This window comes from Streptomyces sp. NPDC048185 (genome assembly GCF_043202495.1).
GTDB lineage: Bacteria > Actinomycetota > Actinomycetes > Streptomycetales > Streptomycetaceae > Streptomyces.
The window spans coordinates 37,048-50,304 of the sequence record NZ_JBIDAN010000011.1; the positions used below are offsets into that span (position 1 = coordinate 37,048).

Here is a 13,257-nt window from a genome sequence, read left to right on the forward strand (position 1 = left end):
GGCGGGACATGGTCCACCCTGAAGATTCCGTCACGGAGCACCCCCTGTTCACCTTCCATGGGCCGCTGAACGCAACGAACCACACCGTATCTATCGGAGGCATGTGTGCCTGACGACACCCAACAGGCGATCCCAGCCGTACCGAGTCCGGCGGCCAGAGAGGAACGGCAAGAGCACCACATGCGCCTGCTCCCTCGGTACTACCGCCTAGTGGAAGCAGGCCGCAAGACGATCGAAGTGAGGGTGGCCACCCCGCGGAAGCGCGCCGTTGCCGTCGGCGACACGGTCGTCTTCCACGACCGCGACACCGGCCGGGAGCTCGACGTCATCGTGCAGCGGATCACCCCGTACCCCTCCTTCGAGGATCTGCTCAGTTCAGAGGACCCCGCGCGCATCGACCCGAACGGGCCGCCCGGAGAACTGCTCGCCAACCTGCGAAGCATCTACCCGCCAGCCAAGGAGGGCCTCGGCGTCCTCGCCTTCGCATTCGACCACCGCCCTGCACGGCCAGGCCGACCGATGCCGATGACGCCCGCGCAGTACGCGCACACCGTCCCCCACCACACGGTGTACGGCTGCCTGTACATCCGCGACGAACACGACCGGCCGGTTCAACTGCGCTCGGTCTACGGCTCGCGCCTCTGGCAGTTCCCGGGCGGCAACCTGGACGCCCAAGGAGAGGACCCGCTGCAAACCGCTCGCCGCGAAGCAGTCGAAGAGACCGGCCTCGAACTGGGCCTGGATACGCCGAAGCTTCTCCTCACGCACTTCCTGCACGCCGGGCCCCGCCTGCCGCTGAACAAGGTAGGGCTCATCTTCGACGGAGGGCGGCTGACCGCAGAGCAGCTCGGTCGGATCCGACTCGATCCCGCCGAGCACGACATGTGGGCCGTGCACGACCTCGCCACCTGGCAGGGACTGATGGCGCCGCGCGCCTTCGCCCGCCTCGACGCCATCGAACAGGCCCGTCGTGGCGAAGGCCCCGCCTACCTCACCACGCACACCTGATCCCCAGCGCACCCACCCAGGAGGCAATCGTGGCCGCCGAGGACACCAACACACGGGCCTGGCATATGTATGGGCAGCGACAACTGGCTCGCGCCTACACCCCGCCCGTCCCCGACCAGCTCACCTGGACGCCTTGGGAAGGGGTCGGACCGGGAGCAGAAGTCCTCGGTGACGTCACCGGCCGCCGCGTCCTGGACATCGGTTCGGGAGCTGGCCACCACGCCGTCCATCTCGCCCAGGCGCACGGAGCCCGCGTCACCGGAATCGAGCTGTCCCCGACCCAGCACGAACGCGCCATCTCCGCCCACACGAACGTGGAGGGCGTGGAGTTCGTCCAAGGAGACGTGGCCGAGTACCTGGCTGGCACCGCGCCGTTCGACGCCGCATACGCGATCGGGACGCTCGGGTTCATCGATCCGCACCGCTCCCTGCCCGCGCTGCGCGACGGACTGCGCCCCGGTGCCCCTCTGATCCTCTCGCTCCTCCACACCGACTTGCACGGCCGCGGCCCGACCACGGAGGTGGCGCCGCGCGAGCAGATGATCCTGCTGCGCGACGATCCGCCCCTGCCGGCGCAGATGTGGGTCCTGTCACCGCAGCTTTGGGAGGACCTGCTCACCGAGTACGGCTTCCGCGTCGAGGCCATCGACCTGCTGCCTCACCCCGACGAGGGCGCCACGGTTATCCAGCAGCTCATCCACGCCCGGCGCCTTCCCGACCGGCCGGCGCGAGTCTCCAGCCGGCCCCGCAGCACCCGAGCGCCAGCAGCCCACGCAGCCGTCGGCGTCGGAGCGATCCTGCTGAGCGAACAGGGCATTCTGCTGGGCCGACACCGACGCGGCACCCTCGAACTGCCCGGTGGGAGTGTGGAGGCCGGGGAACCCTTCGAGGACGCGGTGATCCGAGAACTCGGCGAGGAAACCGGTCTGGTCGCTCGGACCGGCGACGTCCAGCTCCTGGGCACGCTGGTCGACCACGTCGAAGGTGTCCTGCGGGTCACCGTCGGCGCACTCGTCCACGCCTGGCAGGGGCAGCCGACCACGCAGCCGGACGAAAGCGTCGGCGACTGGGCTTGGCACCCGCTCGATCAGCTGCCCGACGGCCTGTTCGTGTGCAGCGCCCAGATCCTCACCGCATGGCGGCCCAACCTGGCCATCGACCACTCGCCAGCGCACCTCACGCATTTCGCATCCAGACCAGCGGCCACGCCTGGCGACGGCCTGGCCTGACCGCCGACACCGACGTACACCTGTCGCGCCGCTCCTCTTTTAGCGTCGAAGGAGACGTAGTTGAAGATCGTGCTGATGTCCGACCCTCGGGTCGCCGCCATCCCTATCCAGGAATGCGGCGAGGAACTCATCGACACACGGGCGTCCGGCCTGTTTCTCGTCGATCAACGCAAGCAGGACCCCGGCGGCCACTTCGCGCACCTGCGGCACGGGCTCATCGAGCGCCTGGAACACGCCCAGCGACTGCTTCCCACTGAGTTCCGCCTGCTCGTCGTCGAGGGGTACCGGCCTCCGGCGCTCCAGCGGGCGTACTTCGAGGAGTACGCGACCAAGCTGCGTCGCGGAAACCCCGACTGGAGCGACAGCCGCGTCCACGAGGCCGCAAGCCGCTACGTCTCCCCGCCGGAGATCGCGCCGCACAGCGCCGGCGCGGCCGTCGACCTGACCCTCGCCGCCCCGGACGGCCAGGAGGTGGACATGGGGACGAGGATGAACGCCTCCCCAGAGGAAAGCGACGGCGCCTGTTACACCCACGCGAACTCGATCACCGGCGCCGCCCGGGCCCATCGCGACACGCTCTGCCGCGTCATGTCAGCCGCCGGTTTTGTGAACTATCCAACGGAGTGGTGGCATTTCAGCTACGGAGACCGATACTGGGCCCTCCACACCGGCCAGGCAGCCGCCGTCTACGGACCACGCGACCGCACGTAAGCAGCAGCTATCAGCAGTACCGCGAGGGAGCGCGACATCGTGAGCAAGCCGACCGCCGTCCTGCTCATCGGGATCACCGGCTCCGGCAAGACGCACCTTGCACAGGCCCTCGCCGCGATGGGCCTTGTCCGCCTCAGCGTTGACGAGGAGGTCCACCGCCTCCACGGCCGGTATGGGGTCGACTACCCCGAGCACGGGTATTTCGCGCGCGAGGCTCCTGCGGTCGAGACCGTACGTGCGCAGCTCACGGAGCACCTGCGCGCGGGCCGTGCCGTCGTCCTCGACCACGGCCTGTGGCGTCGTTCCGATCGCGAGGAATGGAAGAAGACAGTCCAGGCCGCGGGCGGACTCCCGCTGCTCGTCTACCTGTCAGCCTCCAGGGAGGAGCTCCTGCGACGCCTCGCCGCGCGCAACCAGCGCAAGGACGCCAATGCCTTGAACGTGACTCCCGAAGCCTTGGACGACTTCTTCGCTCGGTTCGAACCGCCTACCGACGATGAAGGTGCCGTCATCACCTGCAACGGCGACGCAGAGGTCATCCGCTCCATGATCCGATGACGCCCGCGGCCGTCCCGCCGAGCAGAGGCGCCAGGTGCTCGGCCATCACGAGCAAGGACCGCTCCGAATAGGCCGGTCCTACCAGCTGCACACCGATCGGGAGGCCATCGGCACTACGCGCAGCAGGCATGACCAGGCTGGGCAGACCGACGTGGCTGGTCAGGTTGGCCCAGCCGGTCTGGTCGAAGAAGCTCCGCTCGACGCTGTCGACCACGAGAGAGCGGCTCCCGGCTGGGATCGCCGCAGTAGGAGCGGCGGGCGTAATGAGGACGTCGTGCTGGGCGTCGGCGAAGAACCGGTGCCACGTCTGCCGGAGCCGGAGGCGCTCCTCGTTGGCGCGGAGCCAGACACGGTGTGTCTGCGTTCGGTGGCGGAGGAAGGCGGCTCGAGGACTCGCATCGTCCGTGTGCAGGTCACGGGCAGCGGCGAGTTCAGCGGCGCCGACGTCGTCATCGGTGGCTGCGGTCGTGGTGGCGTAGAGGAGCTGCTCGAAGAGGCGCAGAGAGTCAGCGAAGCCGACCGGTCCCGTGGTGTGGCGGACACTCGCGCCGGCGGAGGTCAGCGTCCGCTCGACGGTGGCGAGAGCATCGGCGGTGTTGCGGTCGACTGGGCAGCTCGCGTCGTCGGCCCACACTGCCACGCGGAGCTGGCCGATCGGGCGTTGCGCTGTGGGCAGCGTGACGCTCCAGGGGTTGTTCTCGTCGGGTGACGGTGTCGTCAGTGCGGCGAGGAGCAGGTCGAGGTCTCGGGGGTGGCGGGCCAGGGGGCCGGGGGTGACCATGTCACTGCTGGTGATCCAGCCCGGCGGGCGAGGGACGTGGCCGCGGGCCGGGATGAGTCCCTGCGTGGGGCGCAGGCCGTAGACACCGCAGTAGTGGGCGGGGAGCCGCAGGGAGCCGGCGAGGTCGCTGCCGAGGTCGGCGGGGGTCAGACGGGCGGCGACTGCTGCGGCGGGGCCGCCGGAGGAGCCGCCGGTAGTGCGCTTGGGGTCATGCGGGTTAAGCGTGGGGCCGAACAGGACGTTGTCGGTGTGCAGGTCTTGGCAGTAGGCCGGGGTATTGGTCTTGCCCATGATGACGGCGCCTTGGTGGCGGAGCCGGGCGACTGCGTCGGCGTCGTGTGCGGGAACGTGATCGGCGAGGTCTTCGGCGCCACTGGTGGTGCGCAGGCCGGCCGTCTCGAAGCTGTCCTTGATCGTGAGGGGAAGGCCGTCGAGGATGCCGGTGCTCTCGTTGCGGGCGCGGCGTTCGTCGGCCGCGTGTGCGACGGCTCGGGCAGCGCTGTCGTCGCGGGTGACGACGGCGTTGATCTGGCTGGCGTCGATCTGCGCCAGGTGGAGGTCGAGCAGTTCGCGGCTGGAGATCTCGCGACGGTCCAGGGCCTGGAGCTGGACGTGGGCGGGCTGGTGGGTGAGGTCGGTCGTCATGCAGAGACCTGCTCAAGGTGGGGGGCTCGTGCGGGCTGGCGGGGCAGGTGGCGCGCGACGTCGAGGAGAGCGTCGATGTCGTCCATGGGCCTGCTGGTCTGGCGTTCGGAGTCGGCGAACTCGGTGAGCTGGTCGGTCTCCGGGCGGGTACCGGCTGCCCGGGCGGCAATTCCGGCGAGGATCTGGTCGGCGGTGACGGCCGCGGACAGCTCTTCTCCGTGAAGCCCTCGGGCCCGGTGGCGGGCTTCGCTGGCTTCGCGGACTGCGGCATCAAGGTACTGACGGATCACGAACCGTCCATCTCTGATCTCGACTGCTCGGCGGTAGAGCCTATGCTGCGGAAGCGGCGCCTCTGGGCCGGGTCGACTCGGTCGATCGGCAGTGCGATCTCGGGCGCCTCGCTGTAGAACGCCAGCCACAGGGGGCGTAGGCCGTAGTAGCTGCGGTATTGCTTGATCCGGTACTGGAGGCTCTGAGCCTGATCGTTGATGGTGGGCACTAGCCAGCCGATGAGCGTGAGCATGGCGCCGACATCGCCGCAGGTCCACGCGAAGCCCTCCCACTCTGTGAGCGACGCGTTGAAGGCACCGGCGATCACGTTCCCGATGCGCACGGCGCTGTACCCGAGAGTGACGGTCGCGCCGAGGGCGACGATGCGCAGGCCGATACGGACGGACCCGCGTGTGCTGCGGTGGGCCAGGCGCCAGCAGGCACGGGCGAGGGACAGTTCACCGATGGTGTAGGCCGTGACGTACAGGGTGAGATACGCGGCGTACCAGCCATCATGCGCGTAGTACAGCGTGAAGTTGATCGGTCGCGGCGCGTTCGGCGTCAGCAGGGCGAACAGCACCAGCAGCCCTGCGATCACAGTGAAGCCTGCGGCTAGCCACTCCCGTGCCCTCCTGCGGGCAACTTCGGGGGGTGATCCCCAGTAGGTGAGGACGATCTGCTGGCAGGCGAGCAGCGCGACCACGCACCCCATCGCCAGGGGTACGGAGAGGTTCACCACGCCCAGGACATGGTCGAGGTACTGCCACATCAGTGTGATGGAGAACAGGAACGACAGCCCTGACAGCAGGAAGACGGCGGCCAGCGCGGTGAAGGCGGGGTCTCGGCGGCGGGTCGGCACGTCCCGCAGCAAGCAGAGGAAGCCGAGCGTGGCGACGACGAGGCTGATCGGGTGGAGCAGGTCCTTCACGGCCGGGCCTCCCGTCGGCGCAGCAGCGTGTGCGTGACCCGGTCCTGCACTTCGTCTCCGGAGGACTCGTCGCTGCGCAGCCACCGGTCGATGATCCGGCGCTGGATCAACGAGGCGAGGAGCTCGGTGTCCCGCTCCTCGTCCTCGTCGTACTTGGTACGGCCCAACATCATCTCGACGGTGGCCGAGCCCACGCTGGTGAAGATCGTTGAGGAGAGCGCGGACGCCGGGCGGTTCTTGTGGTGGCCGAGCAGCAGGTGGCTGAACTCGTGGGCAATGATGTGGTCCTGGTGCAGGGAGCTGGTCCGCGGGTCGTAGTACACGTGGAAGGCACTCTCCGTGATGGCGCATGCCCCGCACACGGAGGGCGCCTGCTCACGGGCCTCCAGGACCACCTTCCGTCCCGTGCGGCGTGAGACCTCGTCGCTGAGGTCGCGGATATTGGTGACGTGCGGGAGCTGCAGCTCGGCCAAGAGGTCAGGCCGGCGCAGCCTACGTGCGGACCACATTGCTTTTCCTTGATCACTTACTGAACGCGGCCGTTTTACGAGCCAGTTGAGGGTGGCAGCCCCTCGGATTTTCGTACGCTCTCGACGATTCCCAGGACGGCATCCTTTCCGTCTGCGGAAACGTCGGACAGGCGAAGGAGCACGTTTTTGATCTTCGTGTCGCGAAGCAGTGCGAGCAACTCAAGTTCCTGCACGGTCTTTTCGGCGACGGCGTCGTCGAACCAGTATGCGGGGTCCACGCCGAAAAACCCTGCTAGCGCTTCGAGGTGACGCTTCGTCGGGTTATCGCGCTGCCCGGTCCGCAGGAGCCAGAGGTACTGGGCCGACAGTTTGCCCAGCCCGCGCTTCTCCATGAGTTCGGCCACCTCGGCGTTGCTGAAGGGGCCACGGTCGGGCGGGTGCACTGTGTCGAACAGGCGGTTTAGGCGGTCCATGAGCCCCTTGGGGCTCACCTGGCCTTCGGTCGAGTCTTTCATGATCCTTTCCTGGGTGGACTTCGTCGTCACTTCAAGCACCCTACCCCGCGATAAACGTGAGTTGACGAGCTGATCCACTGTATGGAAAGTTCTTCCTCACCAGCACGTTTCCGTGTGACGCGTACCGCCTGTTTCAGGTCGGCCTGTCCGTTTCTACCGGCAGGAGTATGCCGGGTGAGTGGCACAAGCCACATTCAGCCAGCGACATAGGTCACGTCTGGCACGCAGGATTTCATCTTCGACCGGAAAGCGCGGAGGTGGCAGTGGAAACTCCCCATCCGCCTCGCATTTCCGCTGCAGGGAATAACGGACACCCGTTCCAATTCGGACACAGTGACACGCTCTCGGCGTTCGAGGCGACCGCGGCAACGGTGCGCTTCGACGCGGGGGTGCGCCCCAGGTCGCGCCGTACGGACACTTGCGGCACACGATCATCCGATGACTCTCTGCAACCAGTACAGAGTTTAAGAACCAAGTCTGGATCTTGATACGGGTCCGTGCGTATGTTCGTCGTCCCCGGGCAGCCCGCCCGCAGAGCGACGGACATGAGGAGAGCACGAGGACGGACCGGACCGCGAAGGTCCACAAACAGCGACGGCGCCCGGGAGCGGTAACTCACGGACGCCGAACGCTAAGCGGCATACCCGCCCCGGCAAGGGCGGAGATTGCCCACCATCACCACGCTGAGTCCTTCCAAGGGGCGCGTCAGCGTGGCAACACTGCAAAGGGGAGTATCGCATGCCTCCTGCCCTGCGCAAAAGGCCCTTTCGCCTGGCCTGCGCGGCAGCCATCTCCGCCTCGGCGCCTCAGCGCCCCGAGCCGGACCGCACGTTCATGGCCCCGTCGAGCTGCGGGATCCGCCCGCTCGTCGGGAGCTGCCGATGAGCAGCGAAGCCCGCGACTGGGTGTGGGAGCACAGTTGCAGCCGGGGGACGGCGCGTCTGGTCCTGCTGTCGATCGCCGACCGGGTGGGCGACGAGCAGTGCGTCTCCTGGGCCTCCCTGTCGAGCCTGGCCAAGCGCACCCGCGCCTCCGTCTCCACGGTCCGCGAAGCCATCGACCGTCTGGTCGACGCCGGTGAGCTGGAGCAGCTCGAAGACCTCACCGGCCCGCAGCGCAGCACCGTCTACCGCCTCCCCCTCGCCGCCAAGGTCCTGGCGGAGACCGTGGACGACAAGGACCCCGACCAGACGCCGGCGGAGGGGACCGAAGCCACCCCGGCGCTCCGGATCTCGGCCCTGCGGCGCTACAACATCCGCCCGCGTGAGGTGCCGGAGTCCCCTGCGAGGGCCCGGAAACCGGCAGTACCGGAATCCGGCAGGTCCGGACGGAAACCGGCACCTCGACGTGCCGGGAACCGGCACAGCGATGTACCGGAAACCGGCACACAGAACCGTAGTGAACCGGATTTGAACCGGAGGTACAGCAGTGGTGGTGCTGCCGTCCTCTCAGCTGCCGAGTGGCAGGTCGACCCAGCCACCCACACCTGGGCCCGCGAGCAGGGGCACCTCGACCGTCTGGGCGAGCAGGGCCTGCAGGCGGCCGACGCGAAGTGGCGTGCCCACCGCTCCGGCTTCAAGCCGAGGCCGGCGGCTGCGTGGGCTGCCGACTGGCGTTCCTGGGTCGCCCGGGAGCACCCCCCTGGCCGCCCGAACCTCTACGCCGTGCCCGGCACGGGTCCCGGCCAGCCCGGCGGCATGACGCGGGCAGAGGCCCACACCGCCGCACTTCTCGCCGCCCTGAACGAGCCGACCGGAACGGAGCAGTAGTCGTGGACCGCCGTGAAATCGCAGCCCTGCTGGCCTACATCGGCCGACTCGACCCCCGCACCATCCGCACCGACCAGGGCGAGGCACGCGACCAGCTCGCACAGTGGCACGAGCTGCTTGGCGACGTGCCGATGGCCACTCCGCACGGCTGGGACGCCCGCGTCGCCGCCCGCCAGCACATCAGAGTCTCGCCGTACCAGATCCTGCCCGCGGACGTCGCCCGCCCCTGGGAGAGCTACCGTCGCGACCGCCTGGCCCGGCACTCCGATCCCACGCCGTCCGCCGACCCGGACGACCAGGCCGCCTGGACCGCCGAGCTGGTCGGCACCCGCCGCGCCGTCGCCGCCGGCACCGCGCAGCCCGCCCAGGCCAGAGCCATCACCAGCGGTCGCGACCGCATCGACCCAAGGTTGGAGGCGAGGCTGCGGCAGATCGGCTCCTGCATACCGCCCGCCGCCCGCGCAGCCCTCGCCCCCTATCGGCCCGCTCGCGCAGCCCGCGAGGCCGCCGTCGCTCAGGGGCTGCCCGACGCCCTGAGCGTCAAGTGCGAGTGGTGCCTGGCCCAGCCCGGTGAGCCGTGTCGTCGCCGCCGGATCGGTCCCGACGACGGGGTACGCACGACCGCCCCGCGCGCCACCCCGCACCCCGGCCGCGTCGACCTCGCCGCCGCCCGGCAGGCCCAGCCGAGCGAGCAGGTCCAGCAGCCCGCCGTGGCCTGACCGGCGCATCGGGCGCGTGCATCCGGCCCGATGCACCGCTCCCCCCCAATCACCGTCCCGCCCCGGCTGCGGCGCACGCCCGCGCGCTGCGGCCACCCGACGCCGCGCCCAGCACCGCCCCAGCCGGCCGACGCGGCAGCACATCGGAGACCACCCTTGCGTCACATCACCACCCACGACGCGCCGGCCACCGGCCTGCGCAGTATCGGAGACACCAACTGGCACACCCAGGGAGCGTGCCACGGCATGGACGTCGAGGACGCTGACGCCGTCTTCTTCCCGCTCCCGCGGGACCACGAAGCCATCGCCGAGGCGAAGGAGCTGTGCGGCTGGTGCCCGGTACGCAGCGACTGCCTCAACTTCGCCCTGGAGAACGTCCTCAAGGAGGGCATCTGGGGCGGCCTCACCGAGGCCGAGCGGCGTCCCTGGCACGACGGACTGCACCAGCGCCTCGACTACCGACGCGTAACCTCCTTTTTCCTGGGACGCGACGTGCATCTGACCGAGGCCGAGCGGCAGGTCGTCATCGACCATGCCTACGTACGCGGCTGGCGGCCCGACCGGCTCGCCACCGCCCTTCAGATCAGCCACAAGCACGCACGCGACCTGCTGCGGCAGGCGGCCAACAAGGTGTTCGACCGCGACCGCACCTACGGCGTGCCGCGGCCCAAGAAGAAGCGGAAGAAGACCGCCCCAGCAGCAGGCGGCCCCCCGCCCGCCTCAGCACCCGGCACACAGCAGCCAGCAGCCCGCCCGGCAGCGTCGACTCCGGCGCACGCCTCTCTCGGAAAGGCCGCATGACCCACCCCTTCCTGTCCCTCGGCGCCGCTCCGGACCTCTCTCTCCTCCTCGCCGCCGTGGTGCCCGCCGCCGTCGTGCTGGTGCTGACCGCCTGGACGATCCGGCGCCAGGGCACACGCCCGCAGAAACGTCTCAGCGGTCCGGCGGTCAAGGTCGCTGCCCTTGCCGCCCTCGGCTGTACTTGCTACTCCGCGGACACGAGCTGGCGGTTCGCCGCCGACTACCTCGACATGGCCGGCACCGCCGAGCGGGCCGGCATGTTCGCCGCAGCCGAGCTGGCGCTCTTCGCGACGGCGCTAATGGCACGGCAGAACCTGGCCACCGAGGGCGCCCCCGGCCTTCCGGGCACGTTGGTCTGGGTGATCACCGGAGTGCAGGTGATCCCCGCCTATGCCGAGAGCGGTCCTATCGGCGGCACGGTAAGGGCCTTCGTCGGGCCGGTCATGGCGGCGATGCTGTGGCACCTCGCCATGGGGATCGAGCTGCGCCTGCGCACCCCGGGTGCCGCCTCCCACGGACTGATCGCCGTCCTGGGGCGGGAAGCACGCGAGCGGCTGCTGTCCCGCCTCGGGATCGCCGCACGCGACCGCGACGCCGCACAGATCACCCGGGACCGGGCCACCGCCCGCGCAGTCGCCCTCGCCGCCCGCCTCGCCGAACGCACACCCGAGCAGCAGCAGAGCCGACGCGGCCGGCGGCTGACGCGGCGCCTGTCGAAGGCGGTCGGCAGGGCCTCGGTCGGGACCGACGCCCGCCAGCGCGCACAGCTGCTCGACCAGCTCGCCGCGCGCCGGCACGCACTCGCGCTCGCCACGGTCCCGCTTCCCTCGCCCTGGTCCCCGGCGCACATCACCGCGAGGGCAGCCGCCGTCCCCTCGCATCCGGCCTCGACGGCGCCGGTCCCCGCAGCCGATCCCCCCGGCCCCCACGAGTCGTACAGGGACCGGGGACCGAGCGCCCCGAGGGGACCGGTCCCCAAGATTGCGGACTCTAAGGCGTCGGATGGCGCGGGGACCGGGGGCGAGAACGCGGGGACCAGGGTGGGGACCGAGGTTCCAGCCACAGGTGGGGTCCCGGGGACCGGTCCCACCGACCCGGAAGCCTCACAGGGGGACGCCGGAGGCGTGGGGACCGACCGCACTACGCGAGAAGTAGCTGCTCAAGGCCCTGATTCGCATCCAGGACCGAACGCCGCCGAGTCGGGGACCGAGCCCACCGGGGACCGGGGACCGAACGACACCGACACGGGGACCGAGCCCACCGGGGACCGGGGACCGAACGACACCGACACGGGGACCGAGCCCACCGGGGACCGGGGACCGAACGACACCGACACGGGGACCGAGCCCACCGGGGACCGGGGACACACGGTGCCTCTGCGGAGCAAGACGGCCACGAAGCCCCGGACTAAGACCAAGGGGAAGCGCGCCCGGTCCCGCAGCCCGCAGACGCAGCGCGCGCCGCGGGAGCTCGAGCAGTCGGTGGACCAGCTCGTCCAGCAGGTCCGTCCGCACGTCTCTGCCCTGCTCGAACGGGACGGCAACGAGTCCGTCACCCGGGTGCAGCTGCGGGAGATTCTCCGCCGTGAGGGCCTGAAGGGCGGCCGGAACGACCGGCTGAGCCTCGTCCTCCAGGAACTGCGGTGTGACGCCACCACGACAACAAGGAGCTCCGCCCGATGAAGACCTGCCACCAGTTCGACACCGTCCGTGCGGAGTACGAGCGGGAGATCGGCTTCATGCTCGCCCACTCAAAGCGGCACGAGGGCAGGCCGGCGGCGAAGTCCAGCGCGAAGCAGGCTGCCTCGACGAAGCAGCGGATGGCCCGCGCGCTCAACAGCCACGTCGGTCGCTGCCCCGAGTGCGGCTGAACCGGCAAAACCCCGCTAAAGGCCGCCTAATCGCAAAGGGTGGCCCGGCTCCGTGCCGGGCCACCCGCCCCGCTTGAGGAGACACGCCTTGATTCCGCGTCCTGTTCGCTCATCCGAGGCCACGGTCGTCGAGGCCAGCGCCTGGGCGGACGTCCTGGTCCGCCGGAGACTCCTGCACGCCGCCGTCCTCGCGCCTACCGGCCAGTGGCTCGTCCAGGGCCACTCAGAAGGATCCGTCCGCGTCCTTACGGGACCGGCCGACGTCCTCGCGCTGGCCGCGAGCATCCAACAGCACACCCGCTCCACGAGGCCCGAATCCTGATGACGAACCCCACCCAGACCGGCACCGCCCCGGAACCTGCTCCCAACTCCAACTCGGTCTCGGGGCGAGCAAGTTATCGGCCAAGACACTCTTCCCCGTCGGGGAAGCGCGCCTTGGCCAAGCCCGCCCCGGGGGTGGCGAGAGCGGACCAGCACCGGGGGGTGCTGGTCCGTGAGACAGCGACCGAGGGCGGATCGCAGCCGGAGGAGACGCCTTCACTGCACAAGCCGCGCGCCGCGAAGAAAACCTCGCGCAAGCGCTCGCCCAAGCCGCCCTCACACAAGCGTGATTACGTCTGCAGCGTCCGCCTGAACGGCGACGAGAAGACCCTGCTCTGCGCTGCCGCCACCGCGACCCGTACGAGCCTGCCAGGCTTCCTCGCCCGCAGCGGGCTCGCCGCCGCTCACGACCTCGACAGCACCGCCGCCGCCATCGCCGGCCACCGCGAGCTGATCGCCGAGCTGTTCGCCGCACGCCGGCACCTCGGACAAGTCGGCAACAACCTCAACCAGATAGCCCGGGCCATCAACTCCGGCGGCCAGCCAACGGAAATCGACGCGGTCGTCGCGGCGGTCCAGCGCGCCGTGACCCGCGTACAGGCAGCCACAGACCGACTGCTGGAGCAGCGCTGAGCTGGCTCCCCTTACCGCCCCGCATCCCG

General features: G+C 69.8%; 15 protein-coding genes. 10 read left to right on the forward strand and 5 right to left on the reverse strand.

Annotation, left to right across the window (positions count from 1 at the left end):
• Nucleotides 1-105: 105 nt before the first annotated feature.
• The 4 genes from ACGF3H_RS27720 (at nt 106) to ACGF3H_RS27735 (ending at nt 3,506) form a co-directional block, all read left to right on the forward strand.
• On the forward strand, nt 106-1,008 hold the full coding sequence (locus ACGF3H_RS27720) for an NUDIX domain-containing protein (RefSeq protein ID WP_362491012.1): 903 nt from the start codon (nt 106-108) through the stop codon (nt 1,006-1,008).
• A 29-nt stretch (nt 1,009-1,037) separates the two neighbouring features.
• Entirely contained in the window at nt 1,038-2,237 is a 1,200-nt protein-coding gene (locus ACGF3H_RS27725) for a bifunctional class I SAM-dependent methyltransferase/NUDIX hydrolase (protein ID WP_362491014.1), read from the forward strand.
• A 75-nt stretch (nt 2,238-2,312) separates the two neighbouring features.
• Entirely contained in the window at nt 2,313-2,948 is a 636-nt protein-coding gene (locus ACGF3H_RS27730; RefSeq protein ID WP_362491353.1) for a M15 family metallopeptidase, read from the forward strand.
• A 39-nt stretch (nt 2,949-2,987) separates the two neighbouring features.
• The gene (locus ACGF3H_RS27735) at nt 2,988-3,506 is read left to right on the forward strand and encodes an ATP-binding protein (protein ID WP_362491017.1); all 519 of its coding nucleotides are present in this window, start codon (nt 2,988-2,990) and stop codon (nt 3,504-3,506) included.
• Here ACGF3H_RS27735 and ACGF3H_RS27740 read toward each other — a convergent pair.
• From ACGF3H_RS27740 to ACGF3H_RS27760, 5 genes are read right to left on the reverse strand one after another with little or no spacing between them, the layout of a single operon-like run.
• Entirely contained in the window at nt 3,484-4,932 is a 1,449-nt protein-coding gene (locus tag ACGF3H_RS27740; RefSeq protein WP_362491020.1) for an amidase family protein, read from the reverse strand. The genes ACGF3H_RS27735 and ACGF3H_RS27740 overlap by 23 nt on opposite strands.
• Complete coding sequence (locus ACGF3H_RS27745) at nt 4,929-5,222, reverse strand: DUF6545 domain-containing protein (protein WP_362491023.1); 294 nt, start codon at nt 5,220-5,222, stop codon at nt 4,929-4,931. Before ACGF3H_RS27745 ends, ACGF3H_RS27740 begins: the two co-directional genes overlap by 4 nt.
• Nucleotides 5,219-6,130 (reverse strand): MAB_1171c family putative transporter, encoded by a 912-nt coding sequence (locus tag ACGF3H_RS27750; protein ID WP_362491026.1) that lies wholly within the window; start codon nt 6,128-6,130, stop codon nt 5,219-5,221. The genes ACGF3H_RS27745 and ACGF3H_RS27750 overlap by 4 nt, the downstream gene beginning before the upstream one ends.
• Nucleotides 6,127-6,639 (reverse strand): hypothetical protein, encoded by a 513-nt coding sequence (locus ACGF3H_RS27755; RefSeq protein WP_362491029.1) that lies wholly within the window; start codon nt 6,637-6,639, stop codon nt 6,127-6,129. Before ACGF3H_RS27755 ends, ACGF3H_RS27750 begins: the two co-directional genes overlap by 4 nt.
• Nucleotides 6,640-6,674: 35 nt before the next feature.
• Nucleotides 6,675-7,145, reverse strand: coding sequence for an XRE family transcriptional regulator (locus ACGF3H_RS27760; RefSeq protein WP_229924139.1), 471 nt, complete (start codon nt 7,143-7,145; stop codon nt 6,675-6,677).
• 851 nt (nt 7,146-7,996) lie between these two features.
• Here ACGF3H_RS27760 and ACGF3H_RS27765 point away from each other — a divergent pair.
• The 6 genes from ACGF3H_RS27765 to mobC all read left to right on the forward strand — a co-directional run bounded on the left by ACGF3H_RS27765 (nt 7,997) and on the right by mobC (nt 13,228).
• A complete protein-coding gene (locus ACGF3H_RS27765; protein WP_073946781.1) occupies nt 7,997-8,884 on the forward strand; it encodes a helix-turn-helix domain-containing protein in 888 nt (295 codons plus the stop codon).
• A 2-nt stretch (nt 8,885-8,886) separates the two neighbouring features.
• Nucleotides 8,887-9,603: a hypothetical protein gene (locus ACGF3H_RS27770; protein ID WP_362491032.1), complete on the forward strand. Its 717-nt coding sequence runs from the start codon at nt 8,887-8,889 to the stop codon at nt 9,601-9,603.
• Between the two features lie 156 nt (nt 9,604-9,759).
• On the forward strand, nt 9,760-10,404 hold the full coding sequence (locus ACGF3H_RS27775) for a WhiB family transcriptional regulator (RefSeq protein WP_040896654.1): 645 nt from the start codon (nt 9,760-9,762) through the stop codon (nt 10,402-10,404).
• A complete protein-coding gene (locus ACGF3H_RS27780; protein WP_393816543.1) occupies nt 10,401-12,086 on the forward strand; it encodes a hypothetical protein in 1,686 nt (561 codons plus the stop codon). The genes ACGF3H_RS27775 and ACGF3H_RS27780 overlap by 4 nt, the downstream gene beginning before the upstream one ends.
• A complete protein-coding gene (locus tag ACGF3H_RS27785) occupies nt 12,083-12,274 on the forward strand; it encodes a hypothetical protein (RefSeq protein ID WP_055493674.1) in 192 nt (63 codons plus the stop codon). Before ACGF3H_RS27780 ends, ACGF3H_RS27785 begins: the two co-directional genes overlap by 4 nt.
• A gap of 483 nt (nt 12,275-12,757) precedes the next feature.
• Nucleotides 12,758-13,228: a plasmid mobilization relaxosome protein MobC gene (gene mobC / locus ACGF3H_RS27790; protein WP_393816544.1), complete on the forward strand. Its 471-nt coding sequence runs from the start codon at nt 12,758-12,760 to the stop codon at nt 13,226-13,228.
• The last annotated feature ends 29 nt before the right edge of the window (nt 13,229-13,257 follow it).